Source organism: Bradyrhizobium sp. UBA2491 (genome assembly GCF_002341725.1).
GTDB lineage: Bacteria > Pseudomonadota > Alphaproteobacteria > Rhizobiales > Xanthobacteraceae > Bradyrhizobium.
Genome location: NZ_DDOP01000092.1, coordinates 57,418 through 78,716, shown reverse-complemented (window position 1 = coordinate 78,716; position 21,299 = coordinate 57,418). Strand labels below are relative to the sequence as shown.

The window sequence follows — 21,299 nt, the reverse complement described above, 5'->3', positions numbered from 1 at the left end:
AAATGCCGAACCGATGTGCGGTCGCGAACGATTTTGCACAAGCGATAGCCAAAAGACCTATGCCCTGCGGCGCGGCGGCCGTTGACCTCGGCGTTCATTCGGTGTGCCATCTGCCGCCAACGCGGCGGCCGCCTTCCACGGCCCGCCGCGCTACCATTTGAGCCGGACCGAGGGGACAATGTTCGACAATAATCTGCGAGGCATGATCGACGACGTGAAGGACGGGCGGCTGGATCGCCGCGCCTTCGTCAAGCGAATGATTGCGGTCGGCCTCACCGCGCCGATGGCGAACCAGATCCTCAGCCTCGGCGGCGTCGCGATGGCCCAAAGCCCCAACCCCTACAAGCCGACCAAGCGCGGCGGCGGCGGTCCGCTCAAGCTGTTGTGGTGGCAGGGCCCGACCCTGCTCAACCCGCACTTCGCCACCGGCACCAAGGACCAGGACGGCTCGCGCATCTTCTACGAGCCGCTGGCGAGTTGGGACGTCGACGGCCATCTCAATCCGATCCTCGCCGCCGAGATTCCCTCGATCCAGAACGGCGGCCTGTCCGCCGACGCCAAATCGGTGACCTGGAAACTCAAACCCGGGGTCAAATGGCATGACGGCAAGCCGCTCAGCGCCGACGACGTCGTCTTCACCTGGGAATATGCCAGCGACCCCGCGACCGCGGCCGTATCGATCGAAACCTACAGCGGCCTGACCGTCGAGAAGATCGACGACCTCACGATCCGCATCAACTTCAAGAAGCCGACACCGTTCTGGGCCAACGCCTTTGTCGGGGGCTATGGCAGCATCATTCCGAAGCATCTGTTCGCGGACTACAAGGGCGGCAAGTCCCGCGAGGCGCCCAACAATCTGAAGCCCGTTGGCACCGGCCCCTACAAATTCGTCGAGTTCAAGCCGGGCGATCTGATCCGCGGCGAACTCAATCCCGACTATCATATGGCCAACCGTCCGTTCTTCGACACGATCGAGATGAAGGGCGGCGGCGATGCCGTCTCGGCGGCGCGCGCGGTGATCCAGACCGGCGAGTATGATTTCGCCTGGAACATCCAGGTCGAAGACGAAGTGCTTCAGCGCCTGGAAAAGGGCGGCAAGGGCAAGGCGCTGTTCGCGGTCGGAGGCGACATCGAGTTCATTGCGATCAACTTCACGGACCCCAACACCGAAATCGACGGCGAGCGCTCGTCGATCAAGACGAAGCATCCGATCCTGTCGGATCCGAAGGTACGTCAGGCGCTGGCGCTGTTGGTCGACCGCGACTCCGTCAAGAAGGCGATCTATGGCCGTGCCGGCCGCACCACCGCCAACTATCTCAACGGCCCCGAGGAGTTCGTCTCCAAGAACACCAAATGGGAGTTCTCGATCGAGAAGGCAGCCGCGCTGCTCGATGAGGCCGGCTGGAAGGTCGGTTCCGACGGCATCCGCGAGAAGGACGGCAAGAAGTTCAAGCTGCTCTACCAGACCTCGATCAACGGGCCGCGGCAGAAGACCCAGGCCATCGTCAAGCAGGCCTGCCAGAAGGCCGGCATCGACGTCGAGCTGAAATCGGTGGTGGCCTCGGTGTTCTTCTCCTCCGACGTCGCCAACCCCGACACCTACGCCCATTTCTACGCCGACATCGAGATGTTCCAGATCCCGATGGTCCAGCCCGATCCCGCCCTGCACATGCGCCGCTACCACTCGCGCAACATCGCCACCAAGGATAACAAGTGGCAGGGGCCGAACTTCCCGCGCTGGGCCAACAAGGAATTCGATGCCGCGATCGACGCGGCCGATACCGAGACCGATCCGATCAAGCGGGCCGACCTCTACATCAAGGGTAATGACCTGATGTGGCAGGACAATGTGATGATCCCCGTGATGCACCGCCTGGCGGTCGAGGCCTCCTCCAACACGCTGCGGCCAGCGCTCTCGGGCTGGGCCAACCAAACCGACAATCTGCAAGACTGGTATCGTGAAAGCTGAGCCGTGAAGGCTCGATGTGTGCTCCTCCCTCTGCCCGTTGTTGCGGGGAGAGGGTTGGGGTGAGGGCTCTATCCGCGAGTGCGTCGAGAGGTAAGTTCGCGGAGTGTCCCCTCACCCGGAGCGCATCTGGCGATGCGTTCCGACCTCTCCCCGCACGCGGGGCGGGGCGGGGCGAGTCCGAGGTCGCATTTCAGTTCGACACAAATCTCCTGATCCAGTTGCGAGCGTTAGTCAGATGATCCGTTCATGAGTCAATATATCCTGCGCCGCCTGATGATCGCGATCCCGAGCCTGCTCGGGATTTCGGTCGTGCTATTCGTCGTGCTGGCGCTCGCGCCGGGCGATCCGTTCAGCGAGCTCGCGACCAATCCGAACGTGCCGCCCGAGGTGCAGGCCGCACTGCGCGCCAAGTTCGGCCTCGACGACCCGATCTATCTCCGCTACCTGCACTGGCTCGCGGCGATGGTGCAGGGCGACTGGGGCTTCTCCTTTGTCAGCCGGATCAATGTCGACACGCTGATCATGCAGCGGCTGCCGACCACGCTTTACGTGGTCGGCTCGTCGCAGCTGCTGGCGCTCTTGATCGCGATTCCGGTCGGCGTCTATGCCGCGACCCGGCCCTATTCGCTGTTCGACCAGCTCGCCAACACCTTCGCCTTCATCGGCTTCTCGCTGCCGACCTTCTTTACCGGGATCCTGTTCATCCTGGTGTTCTCGGTGAAGCTGGACTGGCTGCCCTTCGTCTACACCAGCGTGCCGGGCAGCGGGATCAAATGGGCGCTGGAGATGATCCGGCAGGCCATCATGCCGGTGATGGTGCTCGGCCTGTTCCAGGCGGCGTCGATGACCCGCTTCGTGCGCTCGGCGATGCTCGACGTGATCCGGCTCGACTATGTCACCACCGCGCGCGCCAAGGGTCTCGGGCAAACCAAAGTGATCGTCAAGCATGTGATGCGCAATGCGATGATCCCGGTCGTCACTCTGATCGCGCTGCAAATGCCCGCCGTGTTCGGCGGTGCCATCGTCACCGAGCAGATCTTCCGGATTCCGGGCATCGGCTCGCTGCTGATTTCATCCATCCTCGCCAACGATACGCCGGTCGTGATGGCCGTGACCTTCGTCTTCGCGTGTCTCGTGGTGCTGTTCAACCTGATCGCAGATGTCCTCTATGGCTGGCTTGACCCTCGCATCTCCTTCCGCTGAACGGCGCGGCTATTCGCCCTGGCGCGAAACCTGGCGGCGCTACCGCCGGCACAGGCCAGCCGTGGTCAGCGCCGTGCTGCTGCTGCTGCTGATCGCGGCTGTCGTGATCGGTCCGTTCGTCTGGCGCGTCTCGATCAGCGATATCGACGTGGTGGCGGGACTGCAGGGTCCCTCGCTGGCGCATCCGTTCGGCACCGACGATCTCGGCCAGGATCTGCTCGCGCGCATGATCTATGGCGGGCGCATCTCGCTCGCGGTCGGCCTCGCCGCGATGCTGGTCTCGGTGTTCGTCGGCACGCTGATCGGCGCGCTCGCCGGGATGTCGCGGGGTCCGCTCGGCTACGCGCTGATGTGGCTGACCGACCTGTTCCTGTCGCTGCCGCAACTGCCGCTGCTGTTGATGCTGATCTATCTGTTCCGCGACGGGCTCAAGGCGATGTTCGGCCCGGAAGGCGGCATCTTCATCCTGATCGTGCTGGTGATCGGCGGCCTGCGCTGGATGCCGGTCGCGCGTCTGGTGCGCGCCCAGTTCCTGTCGCTGCGCGAGAAGGAGTTCGTCGAGGCCGCGCGCGCGCTCGGCGCCAGCCCGGTGCGGCAGGTGGTACGCCATATCCTGCCCAACGCGCTCGGCCCCGTCATCATCGCCGGCACGATCGACGTCGCCGCGGCGATCATCGCGGAATCGACGCTGTCGTTCCTCGGCCTCGGCTTCCCGCCGGATACCCCGACCTGGGGCCGCATCCTCTATGACGCCAAGGACTTTCTCGACATCGGCCCGCATTGGGCGCTGTTTCCCGGCGGCGCGATCTTCATCGCTGTCGTCGCGATCAATTTCATTGGCGACGGGCTGCGCGACGCGCTCGATGCCCGCAAGGTGATTTGATGGCGCTGCTCGACATCAAGGGCCTGAAAACCCATTTCACGACCGACGCCGGCGTGTTGCAGGCGGTCGACGGTGTCGACATTTCGATCAACCGCGGTGAAACGCTGTGCGTGGTCGGCGAATCCGGTTGCGGCAAGACCGTCACCGCGATGTCGATCCTCAAGCTGATCGCGATGCCGCCGGGCAAGATCGTCGAAGGCGAGATCATGTTCGAGGGCCGCGATCTGGTGCCGTTGTCGAGCCGCGAGCTCGACGACATCAGGGCCAAGGAGATCGGCTTCATCTTCCAGGAGCCGATGACCTCGCTCAACCCGGTGCTGACGATCGGCGAGCAGATCGCCGAGAGCCTGCGCCGCCACGAGGCGGTGACCAGGAAGCAGGCGCTGGAGCGCACCATCGAGATGCTGAAGCTGGTGCAGATCCCGAACGCCGAGGGTCGCGTGCACCACTATCCGCACCAGTTCTCCGGCGGCATGCGGCAGCGCGTGATGATCGCGATGGCGCTGGCCTGCCGGCCCAAGCTCGTGATCGCGGACGAACCGACCACCGCGCTCGACGTCACCATCCAGGCGCAGATCCTCGACCTGTTGCAGGACATGAAGGAGCGCTTCGGCATGGCGGTGATGCTGATCACGCACGCGATGGGCGTGGTCGCGGAGACCGCGCAGCGCGTCGTGGTGATGTATGCCGGCAAGGTGGTCGAGGAGGCGCCGGTCGACGAATTGTTCGGCAACCCGCGCCATCCCTACACCCAGGGTCTGATCCGCTCGATCCCGCGCATCGATCTCGATGCCGCGCACAAGACCCGGCTGGAGGCGATCGGCGGCTCGGTGCCGATCCTGATCAATCCGCCGCCCGGCTGCCGCTTTGCCGCCCGCTGCAAGCACGCCATGAGCATCTGCACCGAACAGGAGCCGCGGCTGCGCGAGATCGCGCCCGGCCATCGCATCGCCTGCCACCTCGGAGACGCGTCATGAGCGAACCGCTGCTGCGCGTGTCCAATCTGAAGAAGCACTTTCCGGTGCTGGGCGGCCTGCTGTCGCGCGAGGTCGGCCAGGTCTATGCGGTCGACGGCGTGTCGTTTGCGGTCGATCGCGGCGAGACGCTGGGGCTGGTCGGCGAGTCCGGCTGCGGCAAGTCGACCACCGGCCGCTGCGTGCTGCGGCTGATCGAGCCGACCTCGGGCGAGGTCGTGTTCGACGGCCAGAGCGTGACGGGCCTCGGCGGCGGCGACCTGCGCGCCATGCGGCGCAACATGCAGCTCGTGTTCCAGGACCCGTTCGCCTCGCTCAATCCGCGCATGACGGTGGGCGCGATCCTCGGCGAGCCCTTCATCATCCATAACCTCGTGACCTCGGCCAGCGAGCGCGAGGACCGCGTCGCCAATCTTCTCGTGAAGGTCGGGCTGAAGGCCGAGCATATGCGGCGCTATCCGCATGAATTCTCCGGCGGCCAGCGCCAGCGCATCGCGATCGCCCGCGCGCTCACCCTGGAGCCGAAGCTGATCGTGTGCGACGAGCCAGTCTCGGCGCTCGACGTCTCGATCCAGGCCCAGGTGATCAACCTGCTCGAGGACCTCCAGGCCGAGTTGAACCTGACCTATCTGTTCGTCGCCCACGATCTCTCCGTCGTGGAGCACATCTCCGATCGCGTCGCGGTGATGTATCTCGGCCGCATCGTCGAGCTCGCCAAGGCGAGCGACCTCTATCGCAACCCGCAACATCCCTACACCAAGGCGCTGCTGTCGGCGGTGCCGGTCGCCGACCCCAAGGCCAAGCGCGACCGCATCCGCCTCAAGGGCGACGTGCCGAGCCCGATGAACCCGCCCACGGGCTGCCACTTCCACACCAGATGCCCGATCGCAGAGGAGCGCTGCCGGCAGGCCGCGCCGGAGCTCCGGGAGGGCAGCAACGGGCACTTCGTGGCGTGCCATCTGGCGTAGGCTGCTCGCTGGCGCCGAAATATCGAAAACAACCCCATGCAAAGCAGCTGGCGGCGGCCGGCGTCCGACCTGGCGGCTTGACACGTCGGGCAACTCAGGGGTATATTTCTAATATTCCGAAGTTCTGTAAGCACCGAAGCAGCTTGCGCCACGCCCGCAAGCTAGGGTGTACGGTCATGGCTCCAGGCATATCCGACGAGCAGGCAATACACGACGCCAGCGGCTATGCTGGTATGACCGCTGAAGCTCACCAAACCAACGCTCAAGCCCTGACGAGAGACGAGAACACCGAGCGCAGCCATCAGAGCGGAGCCGCCGGCAACGCGAAGAGCGCGTATGGTGGTCGACCGCAACGACCTGCCGATGATTTCCCGCTGCGGGCGACGCATGGCAAACGCCAACGCGGCAAAACCCGCCAGACAAAGCACGGATGCGAGCACGTGACTCATCTTACGCCTCGCCCGGAGCGACGATCGGGGCCCGCCGATTTGCGTTACGCCTGGACTGAAGACTGCCGCCCTGCCGGGCCGTGCGTAGCGCCAGAACGGCATGGAGCAAACCGAGCGTCCAGCACATGATATCCATGCCGACGAACACCCAGTCGCCTTCGGACAGGCTGTGCCACAGCGGACGCCGAGTCGTCAGTGCGTTGAGGACCGGCAACAGAAACAGCAGCGCTGACGCCGCCGATAACTGCTCGACCCAGGCCGACTTTGCCGGACGCAGCAGGGCATGCAGCAGCGTCAAGCCCCAGACGATGAAGAACGCGTGAATCTCCCAGTCAGCGCGGCCTTCCAACGGGTATGGCAGCAGGCGGTTGACCCACAGAAACGCGGTCATTGCGATCGACAAGCCGGCGATGCTCGCTATGTTCAATCGTTCCACGAGACGGAAACCAAAATCGGGGCGATCGGGGTCAGGCAGCTTCTGTCGCCGCTTGACGGTCCACATGACAAGGCCCGTGCCCACCATGGCTGTCCCCATGAAACTGACTAGAAAGTACAGCCATCGCATTTCGGTGTCGCTGAAGCGCCCCAGATGGAGCGCATAAAGCACGCCTCGGGTCTCGGCCGCAGCTCCCACATTCTCATGAACCGCCAACAGCCTGCCGGTGGTCCCGTCGAACTCCATGTACTGCGGGCTCATGGAAACGCGGCCTGCTTCTCCCCGCGTCACGGCCACACGCGCCGCCGCATCTCCGGGATGAACGGCATTGACGCGCCCGACATTATCCCGGCCCCAGCGTTCTTGGGCCTGCCGCACCATCTCCTCGACCGACGCCAATGGCACCCTCTGGCCGCTGGGCTTGCCGGGCTGGATGAAGGCACTGAGTTCGGCGTTGAGCTGCTGGCGTTCCGCCGGAGTCTTGAGCCCGACCTGCTCGCTCCACGGCATGTACAGCGCCATGAGCGTCACCAGCCCGGTGTAGGTGATCATGAGATGAAACGGCAGGCCGAACACCGACAGGGCGTTGTGCGCGTCCAGCCACGAGCGCTGTCCCTTGCGCCACCGGAACGTGAAGAAGTCGACGAAGATCTTCTTGTGGGTGATGACGCCGCTGACAATGGCCACCAGCATGAACATCGCAGCCGCGCCCGCAAGCCACCTGCCCCAAATCGCCGGCATGTAGTGAAACTGAAAATGAAAGCGATAGAAGAAGTCACCGCCCAGCGTCCCGCGCGAGGTCACCCTTTGGCCGGTCGCGGGATCGAAATGCCCCTCAGCGAAGCCGCGCTGGCCCGGGCTGGACGTGGACGTTCGCCAGAACGCATAGACGCTGTTGTTGCGACTGTCGGGCAGCCGCATGCTCCACTGCGATGTTCCCACCGCGATCTTGCCAAGCTCGTCGGCAATGCGCTGCGCGACCATGGCCTGATCGGGTATCTGGGCCAGACGCGGCAGCTCCGGCCGCATCCATTGCGACAGTTCGTCCTTGAAATAGGACACCGTGCCGGTGAGAAACATGGCATAGAGAATCCAGCCGAGCAAAAGGCCAGCCCATGTATGCAAGCTGGACATGCTCTGCCGGATGCCGTGGCCAGCAGTCCGATCATCGTTGCCCGTCATCACGCGTCGATCCTTCGTCAGGAGACGGACCACACCGCCAGCGACAGCGGCACGGCCACGACGATCAGTCCCGTCCAGGCCTTCAGCGCGCTTCGCGCTGCAAAGACCCAGATGACGGCACCGGCGTATATTGCGAAGCTCGCCAGCATGCCCGTGAGCACGGCCTGAGGTTTACTTATCGGCAAAGCAAGCACTGCGACGCTGCTGAGCGCGGCCAGCGCATAGCCGCCAAACAGAGCGGCAACGATCCGCGAAACGAGCGGACCCACGGAGCGAACCTGATGGATCAGGAGATTCATTTGCCGGGAGTTGCCGGCGGGCCTGCGGGAATTGGCGTCAAGCCGTTGGCATTCACATAGGTCACCGTGGTGACATAGCTCACAGCATCATACTTCTCGGCGCCGTTCGCCGCCGCACGTTCGCCCGCACTGCGATCGTTGAAGCTGACCTCAGCCACGTAGACGCCCTTCCAAGGCATGTCGAACTGCACAAAACCCTGATCGTCAGTGTGACCTTCCTTGGACCACCCCGATTCCGTTACCAGCGTCACCTTGGTCTTGGCTTTGGGTTGGTCTTTGAAGATGAGCTTGAATTGACCCTCACGACCGGTCGGCACGAGGTCCAGGACGAGCTTGGGCCGCTGCGCGGCAAAGCTGGTGATGAAGCGTGCGGCGGGATAGAACCAGTTGGTGACGTCCTTGCCCTGCTGCTTCCAGGCATAGAGCGGGTAGCTTGCATCCTCCGCGACAATGCTGTCGCCGGAAGCCGCGGAAAATGGCAGCGCGAAGCCATTTGCGGTCTTCGCGGCGTCCGACGTCTGCTCGCCAGTCGTGGAGACGAGCGTGCCGGTCACCCTGGCGAACTTGTCGAGTAACCCCGGTGACACCTCACGAAGGTTCTCGCCGAATTCGCCAAAGCGAACCACGGCATTCTGCCCTTCGGGCTGCTCGATCCAGATCTGGTGTGCCTGCGCGGGCGTCACCACGCCGAGCAGGACAATTGCGGCAATGAAGAGCTTGGTCATGACAGCACCTTAGAAATCAAATGCCGCAGATACGATGTAGGTTCGAGGCGACGCAGCGGTCACAAATGTGCCGGTCGTGAGCCAGTAACGCTTGTCGAACAGATTTTCGATGTTGGCGCGTATCGTGACGGGTCGACCGTTCAACGATGTCGCGTAACGCGCGCCGACGTCGACCCGAGTCCAGTCCGGGAACCGCAAGAGATTGGCGCTCGTGAGATATGAGCCGGACGTGTAGATCACGCGTCCATTGAGCGCGAGGCCCCTGACCCAGGGCGTGTCCCAGTCGAGGCCGGCAGAGAATGTCTTGTCCGGCACGCCGGGGGCGTCGTTGCCGCGCTCCAGCGGATTGGTCGGGCTCGTGAGCTCCGGCCGCAAAAAGGTCGCACTGGCCATGCCGCGCAGGCCGGGCAGCAACAGGCCGTAGGCGGACAGTTCCACGCCCCGGTTGCGCTGCTCGCCGTCATAGGCCAACGCGTTGGACGCCGTTCGGATCTGGCTTGGTCGCGCAATCTGGAACACCGCCGCAGTCGTTGTGATGTTGCCCCAGTCGACCTTCACGCCGGCTTCTTGCTGCGTCGACTTGAACGGAGCAAGCACAGCTCCGGTATTGCTGTAGCCGGGTCCGACGATGGTACCCTGGGAGAGCCCTTCGGCGTAGTTGGCGTAGAGCGAAACGTTCTGCCAGGGCTTGAAGACCACGCCGGCAAGGGGCGTCGTCGCCGCGGCGTCGTAGCTGCTCGTCATCGCACCGGTGAGAGTGCTGAAAGCATCCTGCTTGACCATCTGGTGACGACCACCCACGGTGACCAGGACTGCATCATTCAGGAATGACATGGTGTCGGCGACCGCGACGCTTGTGAGCGTCGTATCGGACGCGCGCCGCGGCGCGTTCCGCGCAGCCGTGATCACGGGAAGTGGCGACGGATTGTAGATATTGGACGGGACCGAATAGCCTGACGTCACATAGGCGTTGCCGGCCTCCTGATTGTAGCCGGTAAAGGCGACATTGACCGCATGGCCGATGAATCCCGTTTCGAACCGCGACCGCAGGCCCACATTGCCGCTGACCGTCTTGGTATAGGAATCGTAATAGGCATTGATGAGCCTGAAATTGCCGAGAGCGTCGATACCGCTGGTGAAGCCGGCAACGCGGGAATCGGGAAACGATTGTGCGTTCTCGCCCTCGCGATAGCCGAGGCCCGCGTAGGCCGTGAGCGCTTCGGTCAGATCGTATTCGATCCCCGAAGCAATCGTGTTGTCCCGCTGCCGAAGCATCGTGCCCGGGTACCAGTTGCTGCGCGCATCGGGCGGCGCGGGAATCGCCGGCACGTTGGACGCGATGGTCATCTGCGGACGGAAGTTCCTGGTGTCGTCATTCTGTGAAATGGCATCGAGCGTCCAACGCAACCGCTCCCCGCGATAGTCGAGCGACAACGCACCGAGACCGCTCTGCCAGTTTCCGCCATCGATCGAGGCTTCACCGTTGCGCCCGACCCCGTTGAACCGGACGCCCCACTCCTTGTTCTCACCAAAGCGGCGGCTGGTCTCCGCGTAGAGACCGTAGTTGCCGGCGCTCATGAAGATCGGTGTCAGGCGCGCGAAAGGTATCTCCGGCGCGCGCTTGCTGACGATGTTGATGCCGCCGCCGACGCTGCCGCCGGGGGCCATGCCGTTGATCAGCGCACCAGGGCCTTTCAGCAGTTCGATCCGCTCGATGATCTGCGCCGGCACGTGACTGGAGGACACCAGCCCGTACAGGCCGTTGAAACCGACGTCGCCGGCAGGGACGGTGAAGCCGCGGATCTGGAACGTGTCGTCGAACCCGTTGCTGCCCGTGGTGAGCCGGACCGACGCATCGTTGATCAGCGTATCTGCCGCCGTCCGCGCCTGCTGATCCTCGATCAGTTGAGAGGTATAATTGACGGTGCTGAACGGCACATTCATGCCGTTCGTGCTCCCAAGCAGGCCGAGCGTTCCACCCTGGGCCACTTGACCGCCGGCATAGGCCGGCGCCGGAGCTCCGATCGTCCGGGTCGATCCCATCGTGACGACGGGCGCTGGCGGTTCGGTCGGCCGCCGCGGCGCGACGCGGACGGAACGCTGAGGCACGGCACGGGGCCGCACGATTGGCTTCGCCTGCGATCGCTGTTGCGGCGCATCGACCGACACTGGAGGTAACGCCTGCTGCGCGTTGCTTTGGAGGGCTCCCATGCCGGCCAGTCCCAACGACACGGCGCTTGTCGTGACCCAAAAACGAAAACGGTTCTTATGGCTTTTAAAGTTGCTCACGAAGTCCCCAATTCACCAAGTCGGGCTTTGACTAAGAAATTGGAGATACGGAAACAACCGAACCAACTTAGAATCACTCTGCGCCTGTGCGCAAAGACCTCCTAGTTCGGCTTGCAACGGTGCGTCGATAATTCATCGCGCAATCTTGCGACGCTTTGACGCAAGTGAAGAGCCTCGAGCAGCGGACAATGGCAGTCATCACGCGTCAGCGTTTGACGTCCGCCATGCGAAGGGACCGAACCGCTCACGCAGCAACTCACTGTACCGGGATTACCGGGTCAGTTCGATTGACATCGACACGTGCATCAGTGCCGGCGCTTCTTGATGATCTTGCGCCTCGCCTTGGCCATTGGCCGCGGAGCCGATGCGCCGTTCTCGCTCTCGTTCACTTCCGCTCGCAGCGTGTCGAGCAGCCAGTCGCGAAATGCGCGCATGCCCGGCGTCACCTCGCGCGACTTCAGCCAGGTCAGCCAATAGGAGCCCGCCGGAACCTCGGCCGCGAACGGCCGCCTGAGCCGGCCGGACGCCAGCTCGTTCGCGAACATCGCAATCGGCACCAACCCGACGCCGACGCCGCGCGCCGCGGCCTCGGCCATGCCGACCGAACTGTCGAAGATCGGTCCCTGGATCTTCGGACACGGCGCACCGGCCACCGCGAACCACAGCGGCCATTCCTCGGCGCGGTACGAGCGCAGCAGGAATTCCTGCGCCAGATCGGACGGCTTGCGCAGCCGCTCCGCCGCGTCAGCGCAGCACACCGGCGACAGCGGCGCCGACAGCAGATGGATCGCCTCGGTGCCGTGCCACGAGCCGTCGCCGAAGCGCAGCGCAAGGTCGAGCCCGTCGCCCGCGATGTCGACGCGGTTGTTGTTGGTGAGCAGGCGCAGGTCGAGATAGGGATGCGCGCGCTTGAAGCCGTCGACCCGTTGCAGCAGCCACCCGGTCGCAAATGTCGTGACGCAGCCGACGGTGACGACCTCGCGCGTGCCCTTGGCCTCGATGCGGTCGATCGCGGCACCGATCCGGTCGAGCGCGTCCGACAGCACCGGCAGCAGCGCAAGCCCTTCGTCGGTGAGCACGAGCCCGCGCGGCAGCCGGCGGAACAGGCTCGCGCCGAGCATCTCCTCGAGCTGCTTGACCTGGTGGCTGATCGCGGTCTGCGTCACGCGCAGCTCCAGCCCCGCGCGGGTGAAGCTCAACAGCCGCGCAGAGGCCTCGAAGGCACGCAAGGCATTCAGCGGGAGGTGCCGGCGCATCGCGTCATGACCAAGTTTTTCTCATGCCTCACTGTATAAATGATTGTTTGTCGATCGTCACGCCGTTCGGCAGGTTCGCGCCGCCAACTGGAGAATCGAGATGTTGACGAGACGGAGTTTTGGATTGCGCGCGCTAGGCCTTGCGGCGTCCTGCACGCTGGCGCGGCAAAGCGCTGCGGCGGGACAGAGCGCGGCGGCGGGACCAGGCGAGCCGGCGCAGCGATTGCAGCAGGAACTTGCCCGCATCGAGCTGGCGACCACCGGCCGGCTCGGCGTCGCCGCGTTCGACATGGAGACGGGATTGCGCGCCAACCACCGTGGCGACGAGCGGTTCCCGATGTGCAGCACCTTCAAGGCGATGCTGTCAGCTGCCGTGCTCCATCGGGTCGATCGCGGCGAGTCCAGCCTGGATCAACGGGTGCAGATCGAGGCCAAAGATATCTTGGCCTACGCACCGGTCACCAAGCAGCATGTCGGAACCAGCATGACGGTGTCTGAACTCTGCGTGGCCGTCGGCACGCTCAGCGACAACACCGCCGCCAACCTGCTGCTGCGCGAGATCGGCGGACCCGCCGGCCTCACCGCCTTCTTCCGCACCATCGGCGACAATGTCAGCCGGCTCGACCGCTGGGAGGTCGAGCTGAACGAGGCCGTCCCCGGCGATCCGCGCGACACCACCAGCCCGGTCGCGATGCTGAAGAACCTGCAACGCGTGGCGTTCGGCGACATGCTGCAACCTGCGTCGCGCCAGCGGCTGGTCGACTGGATGGTCGCCAACAAGACCGGCGACGCAAGGCTGCGCGCCGGCGTGCCCCGCGACTGGCGGGTCGGCGACAAGACCGGCACCGGCGAGCGCGGCACCTATAACGATATCGGCGTGTTCTGGCCGCCCGGCCGCAAGCCGATCATCGTGACGGTCTACCTGACCGGGGCAAGTGCACCGATGGACAAGTGCAACGAGGTGATCGCCAATGTCGCGCGCGCCGTCGCGACTGTGAGCACCGGGCAGACCGGCTAGCATTCTGACCGCATCGGCGCCGCGACGTGCGCCGATCGGTTACCAGCAGCCGGCGGGCAACTCCCGGCTGCGCGGCGGATCGGCACCGGCGCGGGTGCAGGTGAAGGCGGCGCATTTGCAGGCAAAGGCCAGCGCGCGCGTGAGCTCGGCCGTGGAGATGCTCCCCAGCCCGCGCCGCTCGATCCGGTTCAGCCGATGCAATGCTGCAAGCAGCGCGGCCTGAAAGCTGTCGCCGGCGCCGATCGTATCCACCACCTTCACGACAGGTGATTCGACCTCGATCAGGCCGGTCTGGCGATGCCAGGCGCAGGCACCGTTGTCGCCGCGCGTGATGACGACGAGCGATGTACCAGCCGCCAGCAACGCGTCCGCCCTTTCCGCATAGGCCTCCTCGCCGAACAGATAGGCGAAGTCGACGTCGGACATCTTCACGATGTCAGCCTTGCCGCAGAACCCCAGCATGCGAGCGCGATAGGCGTCCCTGTCCTTGACCAGGTTCGGGCGGCAATTCGGATCGAGCGCAATCGTCACCTGCGACCTGATATCCTCGATGAAGGCCAGCGTCTCGGCGGCGCCCTGGTCGTGGACCAGCGTGGTCGAGCCGGTGTGAAGGCAACTGATGCCGTCGCGCGCGATCGCCTCGCGGCGGTAGGTCCAGTTCCGCGACGCGGTGTCGGCGTCATAGAACGCGTACTGCGTTTCGGTGCCGGTGACGCGCGCAAAGGCCAGCGTCGCCTGATGGTCGCTGCGCGTCGCGCGGCCGAGATCGACGCCCGACGCCGCGGCATGATCGGCGATCATCCGGCCAAAGGTGTCAGTCGAAATGCCCCCGACAAAGCCGGTGGGCAGATCAAGCCGCGCAGCGCCGATCGCGATGTTGAGGCAGGAGCCGCCGACCGCCGGAGTCATGGCCTCGCGCCCGTCCGCCGTCCGTGACGGCAGGAAATCGATCAGCGCATCTCCGCAGCTCAGCAGCATCGGGCATACACCTCAACTCGCCGGAGCCGCGGCGGGCGCCTGCTTCATCGCCTCGCGGCTGTCGCGATCGAGCTGGCGCAGCATCCTGTGCACGCTCCGCTTCTGGCGGTGGAAATCGGCAAGCTGGGGTCTGGTTGGTGCGCTCAACCGCCCGAGCGCCGACATGCCGGCCATCGCGGCATTGATCGAATTGTGGGCGCCGCTGGCGACCGCGCCCAGCATCGCCGCGCCCAGCAACACGGGCTCTTGCGTCTGCGGCAACGCCACCGTGTAGCCCGTCGTGTCGGCCATGATCTGGCGCACCAGAGGACTGCGGCTGGCGCCGCCGCCGATCACGATGGTCTGGCCACTGGCGCCGTGGGCCTGCAATGCGTCGATCACGTCGGCGAGGCCATAGGCCAGCCCGCACAGGCCGGCGACGAACAACCGCTCCAGCGCCGACACGTCGGTATCGAGATCGAGCCCCGCGATCACCGCACGCGAGCCGGGATCGGCATAGGGCGACCGGTTGCCGAGGAATTCAGGCAGCACATGAACATTGCGCGCCAGCAGCGCGGCAGCGCCGGCATCGCCGTTGCGCGCCAGGATGCGCTTTTCGAGGTATTCGATGACGTCGATGCCGGCGCCCTTCGCCGCGGCCGAAACCTCGGCATGCGCCGGATGCGACTTCAGCAGATGATCGATCGCGGCCCCCGCGGCGGACTGGCCGCCCTCGTTGAGCCAGAAGCCCGGCACCATGCCCTCGAAATACGGGCCCCAGACACCGGGCACGAAGCAGGGATCGACCGTCGTCGCCATGATGCAGGCCGACGTTCCCATGATGTAGGCGAGCCGCTTGCAGACATCGACCTCGGCGCCAGACCCGTCGCGGCCGCCGATCGCGCCAACGCCACCGGCATGGGCATCGATCAGCGACGCACCGACGGCCGCTCCCGGCATCAGGCCGAGGTCGCGCGCGGCATCCGCTGACAGTCCACGGCCGAGCGGCGAGCCGGGCGGCACGATCTCGCTGCCGATCCGGGCAAAGCGGTCGGACGCGAGCGCCTCGAGCCCGACCCGCTTGAGGAAGGATTCGCTCCAGCCGCCCTCGCCCGCGACATAAGTCCATTTGCAGGTCACCGTGCAGGTCGAGCGCGCCAGCGAGCCGGTGGCGCGGAACGAGAGATAGTCGGCGAGATCGAAGAAGTGCCCGGCGGCCTCATAGGTGGCCGGCAGATGCCGCTTCAGCCAGAGGATCTTGGGGATTTCCATCTCCGGCGAGATCGCGCCGCCGACATAGCGCAGCACCCGATCGCCGGTCGCGTTGACGAATTCGGTTTCATCCATCGCGCGGTGGTCCATCCAGACCACGACATTGCGCGCGGGATCGCCCGACGGGCTGACGGTGAGCGGCCGGCCGGCGCTGTCGAGCACGACCAGCGAGCAGGTCGCATCGAAGCCGATGCCCTTGACCTGCTCCGCGGCGACCGCCGCCTCGCGCATCGCAGCGCGCACCGAGGCGACGCAGGCCGCCCAGATGTCGTCGGACGATTGCTCGACGATATCGCCGGGCTCGTGCCAGACCCGGATCGGATGCCGGGCCGAGCCCAACAGCTTTCCTGCCTCGTCGAATACGCCCGCGCGGGCGCTGGTGCTCCCGACGTCCACCCCGATATAGGCCTGCCGCATCGCCGCTCTATCTTTGCTTGAGCATGTTGTCCCGCGACACTACCAGCAAGTGTAGCCGCCATCGACCAAAACGATGCTTCCGGTCATCAGGCTCGCCGCCTCGGAGGCGAGGAACAGCACGACGGAGGCGATCTCGTCGACCTGCCCCATCCGGGCCATCGGAGTTCCGCCGATCCAGGCGTCATACATCCGTGGGCTGTTCTTGACGAAAGCATTCAGCGGGGTCTCGATATAGGTCGGCGCCACCGCGTTGACGCGAACGCCGCGCGCGCCCCATTCGGCCGCCAGCGATTTGGTCAGATGGTGCACCGCCGCCTTGGAGGCGTTGTAGAAGCACTGCTCCTGCGGCTTGTTGACGATGAAGCCGGACATCGAGCCGACATTGACGATGGTGCCCGACTTCGCCTTCAGCATGTGATTGCCGAACGCGCGGCAGCACCAGAAGGTACCGTTCAGATTGACGTCGATGACATTGAGCCAATGCTCGTCGGTCACCGTCTCCGCCGGAGTCTCGCTGCGCGCGATGCCGGCATTGTTGACCAGGATGTCGACCTTGCCGTACTTGCGCACCAGCTCGTCGGCGACCGCGGAGACGCGGCCGGAATCGGTGACGTCCATCAGCGCGATATCGGCGTCGAAGCCCTTGGCCTTCAGCTCCGCTTGCGCGTCGTGGGCCGCCTTGGCATCGCGGTCACCGATGATGACCTTGGCGCCGGCCTCGGCCAGCGCTTCGGCGCAGGCGAGCCCGATGCCCTGACCTGCGCCGGTGATGATGGCGGTCTTGCCGCCGAGCTTGAACTTCTCCAGATACATTTTCTTCTTCCTTACGCGTGGATCGATTTGCCGCTGTCATCGAAACGGTGGATGCGCGCCGGATCCGGGATCAGGGACACCTTGTCGCCGGGATGCAGGTCGAGCTCGCCGATATAGCGCGCGGTCAGCGTCCCGAGTTGCCCCGCATCGACGTAAAGGAAGGTGTCGCTGCCGAGATGTTCGGCAACCGCGACCGTGCCGTGCCAGCCGCCCTGCCCGTCGCGCTCGACCTTCAGATGTTCGGGCCGCACGCCGATGGTCGTCGCGCCCTGCTGCCTGGCCAGTTCGCCAGTGACGAAATTCATCTTCGGCGAGCCGATGAAGCCGGCGACGAACAGATTGTTCGGCTTCTCGTACAGTTCGAGCGGCGAACCATATTGCTCGATCTTGCCGCCGTTCAGCACCACGATCTTGTCGGCCATCGTCATCGCCTCGACCTGGTCGTGGGTGACGTAGATCGCCGTGGTGCCGAGCTGCTTCTGCAAACGCGTTACTTCGAGCCGCATCTGCACCCGCAGCGCGGCATCGAGATTCGACAGCGGCTCATCGAACAGGAACGCCTTCGGCTCGCGCACGATGGCGCGCCCGATCGCGACCCGCTGGCGCTGGCCGCCCGACAGCTCGCGCGGCTTGCGGTCGAGATAGGGCGTGAGGTTGAGCGTGGCCGCGGCGGCCTCGACCTTGCGGTTGATCTCGTCCTTGGCGATGCCGGCCATCTTCAGGCCGAAGGCGATGTTGCCGCGCACGCTCATATGCGGATAGAGCGCATAGGACTGGAACACCATCGACAGCCCGCGCTTCGCCGGCGGCACGTCGACCACGTTGCGGCCGTCGATCAGGATGGCGCCGCCGGTGACGTCCTCCAGCCCCGCGATCAGCCGCAGCAGCGTGGTCTTGCCGCAGCCGGACGGACCGACGAACACGACGAAGGAGCCGTCGGCGATGTCGAGGTCGGCACCCTTGATGATGTGGACCGGCCCGAACGATTTTTGCACACCCTGCAGCGTAATCTGACCCATGGCAAAAGCCTCCTACTTGACCGCGCCGAAGGTCAGGCCGCGGACGAGCTGCCGCTGACTGAACCAGCCGAGCACGAGAATGGGCGCGATCGCGAGCGTCGACGCCGCCGACAATTTCGCCCAGAACAAGCCTTCCGGGCTGGAATAGGATGCGATGAACACGGTGAGCGGCGCTGCCTCCAGCGTCGACAGATTGAGCGTCCAGAACGCCTCGTTCCACGCCAGGATCAGGTTGAGCAGCAAGGTCGAGGCGAGCCCCGGCACCGCCATCGGCGTCAGCACATAGATCAGCTCGCGGCCGATCGTGGCGCCGTCCATCCGCGCGGCTTCAAGGATGTCCTTCGGGATCTCCTTGAAATAGGTGAACAGCATCCAGACCACGATCGGCAGGTTGCCGAGGCACAGGATGAAGACCAGTCCGGTTCTCGTATCGAGCAGGCCGACGGTCCGGAAGATCAGATAGATCGGCACCAGCACGCCGACCGGCGGCATCATCTTGGTGGAGAGCATCCAGAGCAGGATGTCCTTGGTCCGCTTGGTCGGCGAGAACGCCATCGACCACGCCGCCGGGATCGCGATCAGCATCGCGATCAGGGTCGATCCGCCTGCGATGATGATCGAGTTGAGCGCGTGGTGGAAATAGTCGCTGCGCTCCTGCACCGTGACGTAGTTCTCGGTGGTCCAGTGGAAGAACAGGAACGAGGGCGGGATCGCGAACGCCTCGAGCTCGGTCTTGAAGCTCGCCAGCACCATCCAGAGGATCGGGAAGAAGATCAGGAAGCCGACCAGCCAGGCCGCCACCGTCGAGATCACCTTGCGCCGTGTCGTGACCATGCGCGCCATGACGTTACGCCTCCAGATTGCGGCCGACGATGCGGACGAGGAAGAACGCGACGATGTTGGCGAGCACCACCGCGACCAGGCCGCCCGCCGAGGCGCTGCCGACGTCGTACTGGATCAGCGCCTGCGAATAGATCAGGAAGGCGATGTTGGTGGTTTGCAGGCCTGGGCCGCCGCCGGTGGTGACGAAGATTTCGGCGAACACCGTGAGCAGGAAGATGGTCTCGATCAGGATCACCACCGTGATCGGGCGCGCCAGATGCGGCAGCGTGATGTAGATGAAGGTCGAGATCGCGCTCGCGCCGTCCATCTCGGCCGCCTCCTTCTGCTCCTCGTCGAGCGATTGCAGCGCGGTCAAGAGGATCAGGGTCGCGAATGGCAGCCATTGCCAGGAGATGATCAGGATCACCGAGAACAGCGGCGCATCGTTGAACCAGTCGATCGCCGGCAGCCCGAACAGATGCGCGATCCAGGCGAACAGGCCCGACACCGGATGCATCAGCAGGTTCTTCCAGACCAGCGCGCTCACCGTCGGCATCACGAAGAACGGCGCGATCACCATCAACCGGACGATCGACAGCCCGACCACCTGCTGGTCGAGCAACAGCGCCAGCGGCACGCCGAGGATGATCGTGATCGCGAGCACCGAGCCGACCAGCACCAGCGTGTTCTGCAACGAGGCGAGGAACGCCGGATCGGTGAGGAAGTAGCGGAAGTTCTCCAGGCCGACGAAGGATTCGGAGCCGGGATCGAGCAGATTGTAGTGCAGGGTCGCGAAGTAGATCGTGAGCGCCAGCGGCACGATCATCCAGATGAACAGCAGCGCCACCGCAGGCGTGAGCAGTGTGCGTGCAAGCAGTTGGGTCTGCTGGGTCGCCATCCCCGTCTCCATGCCTGAAAGGAGCGGCCATCCCGTTGCGGGACAGGATGGCCGCAAGTAACCCAGCTCGGGAGGTCTTGAGCTGGTCGGAGGGCCGCGACGCCGATCAGATCGCGTCGTGGCTAGCTGTTTGCGCTACTTGATGTAGCCCGCCCGCTTCATTTCGCGTTCGGTCGAGGATTGGGCCGCGGCGAGCGCTGCGTCGACGGTGCTCGAGCCCGACAGCGCGGCCGAGAATTGCTGGCCGACCGCGGTGCCGATGCCCTGGAATTCAGGAATCGCCGCGTATTGCACGCCGACATACGGCACCGGCTTCACGGTCGGGTGGCTCGGATCAGCCGCATCGATCGAGGCCAGCGTCATCTTGGCGAACGGCGCCGCCTTCAGATATTCGGGGTTCTGGTACAGCGAGGTCCGCGTTCCCGGAGGCACGTTGGACCAGCCGTCCTTGGAAGCGACCAGCTTGGTGTAGTCCTTGCTGGTCGCCCAGGCGATGAACTTCTCGGCCGCATCGACCTTCTTCGAGCCGGCGGGGATCGCGAGACTCCACGCCCACAGCCAGTTGGCGTTCTTGCCGAGGCCGGTGTTCGGCGCCAGCGCAAAGCCGACACGACCAGCGACCGTGGACTGCGCCGGGTTGGTCACGAAGGAGGCCGCCACGGTGGCGTCGATCCACATCGCGCATTTGCCGGCGTTGAACAAAGCGAGGTTCTCGTTGAAGCCGTTCGAGGAGGCGCCGGGAGGGCCGGCCTGCTTCATCAGGTCGACATAGGTCGTCAGCGTCTTCTTCCATTCCGGCGAGTTGAACTGCGGCTCCCACTTTTCGTCGAACCAGCGCGCGCCGAACGAATTGGCCATCGCGGTCAGGAACGCCATGTTCTCGCCCCAGCCGGCCTTGCCGCGCAGGCAGATGCCGTAGACGCCGGCCGATTTGTCGGTGAGCTTCTTCGCCGCGTCGACCACGAAGTCCCAGGTCGGACTGTCCGGCATTTTCAGGCCGGCCTTGTCGAACAGGTCGGTGCGGTACATCACCATCGAGCTCTCGCCATAGAACGGCGCGGCGTAGAGCTTGCCGTCGACCGAGACCGCGTCGCGGATCTTGGGCAGCAGGTCGTTGACGTCATAGTCGGCGCCGAGCTTGTCGAGCGGCACCAGCCAGTTCTTCTTGGCCCAGATCGGCACCTCATAGGTGCCGATGGTCAGCACGTCGAACTGGCCGCCCTTGGTGGCGATGTCGGTGGTGACGCGCTGGCGCAGCACGTTCTCCTCGAGCGTCACCCATTTCACGGTGATGTCGGGATTCTTCGCGGTGAATTCGCTGGTCAGCCCCTGCATGCGGATCATGTCGCCATTGTTGACGGTCGCCACCGTCAGCGTGGTCTGGGCGATCGAGGGGGCAGAGATCAAAAGCGTAGCCGCGCCCGCAACGGCGCAAAGGACGTTTTTCAAG

Annotated in this window: 19 protein-coding genes; 6 read left to right on the top strand and 13 right to left on the bottom strand. The window is 64.8% G+C overall.

Annotated elements, in window-relative coordinates; translation table 11 throughout:
* Positions 1-178: 178 nt before the first annotated feature.
* The 5 genes from B2W55_RS31020 (at position 179) to B2W55_RS31000 (ending at position 5,997) form a co-directional block, all read left to right on the top strand.
* A complete protein-coding gene (locus B2W55_RS31020; RefSeq protein ID WP_024583836.1) occupies positions 179-1,969 on the top strand; it encodes a peptide ABC transporter substrate-binding protein in 1,791 nt (596 codons plus the stop codon).
* A 246-nt stretch (positions 1,970-2,215) separates the two neighbouring features.
* Positions 2,216-3,172, top strand: coding sequence for an ABC transporter permease (locus B2W55_RS31015; RefSeq protein WP_024583837.1), 957 nt, complete (start codon positions 2,216-2,218; stop codon positions 3,170-3,172).
* Positions 3,138-4,055 (top strand): ABC transporter permease, encoded by a 918-nt coding sequence (locus B2W55_RS31010; RefSeq protein WP_024583910.1) that lies wholly within the window; start codon positions 3,138-3,140, stop codon positions 4,053-4,055. The genes B2W55_RS31015 and B2W55_RS31010 overlap by 35 nt, the downstream gene beginning before the upstream one ends.
* Complete coding sequence (locus B2W55_RS31005; RefSeq protein WP_100555018.1) at positions 4,052-5,032, top strand: ABC transporter ATP-binding protein; 981 nt, start codon at positions 4,052-4,054, stop codon at positions 5,030-5,032. Before B2W55_RS31010 ends, B2W55_RS31005 begins: the two co-directional genes overlap by 4 nt.
* The gene (locus B2W55_RS31000) at positions 5,029-5,997 is read left to right on the top strand and encodes an ABC transporter ATP-binding protein (protein WP_024583839.1); all 969 of its coding nucleotides are present in this window, start codon (positions 5,029-5,031) and stop codon (positions 5,995-5,997) included. Before B2W55_RS31005 ends, B2W55_RS31000 begins: the two co-directional genes overlap by 4 nt.
* A 161-nt stretch (positions 5,998-6,158) precedes the next feature.
* Here B2W55_RS31000 and B2W55_RS30995 read toward each other — a convergent pair whose 3' ends face one another.
* The 6 genes from B2W55_RS30995 to B2W55_RS30970 all read right to left on the bottom strand — a co-directional run bounded on the left by B2W55_RS30995 (position 6,159) and on the right by B2W55_RS30970 (position 12,633).
* Positions 6,159-6,446 carry a DUF3325 family protein gene (locus B2W55_RS30995; protein WP_024583840.1) on the bottom strand — a complete coding sequence of 96 codons (288 nt, stop codon included), beginning with the start codon at positions 6,444-6,446 and terminating at the stop codon, positions 6,159-6,161.
* Between the two features lies 1 nt (position 6,447).
* Positions 6,448-8,064 carry a PepSY-associated TM helix domain-containing protein gene (locus B2W55_RS30990; RefSeq protein WP_024583841.1) on the bottom strand — a complete coding sequence of 539 codons (1,617 nt, stop codon included), beginning with the start codon at positions 8,062-8,064 and terminating at the stop codon, positions 6,448-6,450.
* A 17-nt stretch (positions 8,065-8,081) separates the two neighbouring features.
* Positions 8,082-8,363 (bottom strand): DUF3649 domain-containing protein, encoded by a 282-nt coding sequence (locus B2W55_RS30985; protein ID WP_024583842.1) that lies wholly within the window; start codon positions 8,361-8,363, stop codon positions 8,082-8,084.
* Positions 8,360-9,088, bottom strand: a complete 729-nt coding sequence (locus B2W55_RS30980; RefSeq protein WP_024583843.1) for a cobalt ABC transporter substrate-binding protein — start codon at positions 9,086-9,088, stop codon at positions 8,360-8,362. Before B2W55_RS30980 ends, B2W55_RS30985 begins: the two co-directional genes overlap by 4 nt.
* 9 nt (positions 9,089-9,097) lie before the next feature.
* Positions 9,098-11,377: a TonB-dependent receptor gene (locus B2W55_RS30975; protein ID WP_024583844.1), complete on the bottom strand. Its 2,280-nt coding sequence runs from the start codon at positions 11,375-11,377 to the stop codon at positions 9,098-9,100.
* A gap of 305 nt (positions 11,378-11,682) precedes the next feature.
* Entirely contained in the window at positions 11,683-12,633 is a 951-nt protein-coding gene (locus B2W55_RS30970; protein WP_024583845.1) for a LysR family transcriptional regulator, read from the bottom strand.
* 100 nt (positions 12,634-12,733) lie between these two features.
* Between B2W55_RS30970 and bla the strand changes: the two genes are divergently transcribed.
* On the top strand, positions 12,734-13,651 hold the full coding sequence (gene bla / locus B2W55_RS30965) for a class A beta-lactamase (protein ID WP_029879848.1): 918 nt from the start codon (positions 12,734-12,736) through the stop codon (positions 13,649-13,651).
* A 39-nt stretch (positions 13,652-13,690) separates the two neighbouring features.
* On the opposite strand, the gene B2W55_RS30960 is transcribed toward bla, so the two are convergent.
* From B2W55_RS30960 to B2W55_RS30930, 7 genes are all read right to left on the bottom strand, one after another.
* Entirely contained in the window at positions 13,691-14,629 is a 939-nt protein-coding gene (locus B2W55_RS30960) for a carbohydrate kinase family protein (protein WP_024583847.1), read from the bottom strand.
* A gap of 12 nt (positions 14,630-14,641) precedes the next feature.
* Positions 14,642-16,297: an FGGY-family carbohydrate kinase gene (locus tag B2W55_RS30955; RefSeq protein WP_024583848.1), complete on the bottom strand. Its 1,656-nt coding sequence runs from the start codon at positions 16,295-16,297 to the stop codon at positions 14,642-14,644.
* A gap of 39 nt (positions 16,298-16,336) precedes the next feature.
* Entirely contained in the window at positions 16,337-17,110 is a 774-nt protein-coding gene (locus B2W55_RS30950; protein WP_024583849.1) for an SDR family NAD(P)-dependent oxidoreductase, read from the bottom strand.
* An 11-nt stretch (positions 17,111-17,121) separates the two neighbouring features.
* Entirely contained in the window at positions 17,122-18,129 is a 1,008-nt protein-coding gene (locus B2W55_RS30945; RefSeq protein ID WP_024583850.1) for an ABC transporter ATP-binding protein, read from the bottom strand.
* Positions 18,130-18,141: 12 nt separating this feature from the next.
* Positions 18,142-18,972, bottom strand: coding sequence for a carbohydrate ABC transporter permease (locus B2W55_RS30940; protein WP_024583851.1), 831 nt, complete (start codon positions 18,970-18,972; stop codon positions 18,142-18,144).
* 4 nt (positions 18,973-18,976) lie between these two features.
* Positions 18,977-19,849: a carbohydrate ABC transporter permease gene (locus B2W55_RS30935; RefSeq protein WP_024583852.1), complete on the bottom strand. Its 873-nt coding sequence runs from the start codon at positions 19,847-19,849 to the stop codon at positions 18,977-18,979.
* Between the two features lie 135 nt (positions 19,850-19,984).
* A complete protein-coding gene (locus tag B2W55_RS30930; RefSeq protein WP_024583853.1) occupies positions 19,985-21,298 on the bottom strand; it encodes an ABC transporter substrate-binding protein in 1,314 nt (437 codons plus the stop codon).
* Position 21,299: the final 1 nt, after the last annotated feature.

Coding starts and splice junctions, on each gene's coding strand:
- B2W55_RS31020 (WP_024583836.1), top strand. CDS start 179: ATGTTCGACAATAATCTGCGAGGCATGATCGACGACGTGAAGGACGGG.
- B2W55_RS31015 (WP_024583837.1), top strand. CDS start 2,216: ATGAGTCAATATATCCTGCGCCGCCTGATGATCGCGATCCCGAGCCTG.
- B2W55_RS31010 (WP_024583910.1), top strand. CDS start 3,138: ATGGCTGGCTTGACCCTCGCATCTCCTTCCGCTGAACGGCGCGGCTAT.
- B2W55_RS31000 (WP_024583839.1), top strand. CDS start 5,029: ATGAGCGAACCGCTGCTGCGCGTGTCCAATCTGAAGAAGCACTTTCCG.
- B2W55_RS30995 (WP_024583840.1), bottom strand. CDS start 6,446: ATGAGTCACGTGCTCGCATCCGTGCTTTGTCTGGCGGGTTTTGCCGCG.
- B2W55_RS30990 (WP_024583841.1), bottom strand. CDS start 8,064: ATGACGGGCAACGATGATCGGACTGCTGGCCACGGCATCCGGCAGAGC.
- B2W55_RS30985 (WP_024583842.1), bottom strand. CDS start 8,363: ATGAATCTCCTGATCCATCAGGTTCGCTCCGTGGGTCCGCTCGTTTCG.
- B2W55_RS30980 (WP_024583843.1), bottom strand. CDS start 9,088: ATGACCAAGCTCTTCATTGCCGCAATTGTCCTGCTCGGCGTGGTGACG.
- B2W55_RS30970 (WP_024583845.1), bottom strand. CDS start 12,633: ATGCGCCGGCACCTCCCGCTGAATGCCTTGCGTGCCTTCGAGGCCTCT.
- bla (WP_029879848.1), top strand. CDS start 12,734: ATGTTGACGAGACGGAGTTTTGGATTGCGCGCGCTAGGCCTTGCGGCG.
- B2W55_RS30960 (WP_024583847.1), bottom strand. CDS start 14,629: ATGCTGCTGAGCTGCGGAGATGCGCTGATCGATTTCCTGCCGTCACGG.
- B2W55_RS30955 (WP_024583848.1), bottom strand. CDS start 16,297: ATGCGGCAGGCCTATATCGGGGTGGACGTCGGGAGCACCAGCGCCCGC.
- B2W55_RS30950 (WP_024583849.1), bottom strand. CDS start 17,110: ATGTATCTGGAGAAGTTCAAGCTCGGCGGCAAGACCGCCATCATCACC.
- B2W55_RS30945 (WP_024583850.1), bottom strand. CDS start 18,129: ATGGGTCAGATTACGCTGCAGGGTGTGCAAAAATCGTTCGGGCCGGTC.
- B2W55_RS30940 (WP_024583851.1), bottom strand. CDS start 18,972: ATGGCGCGCATGGTCACGACACGGCGCAAGGTGATCTCGACGGTGGCG.
- B2W55_RS30935 (WP_024583852.1), bottom strand. CDS start 19,849: ATGGCGACCCAGCAGACCCAACTGCTTGCACGCACACTGCTCACGCCT.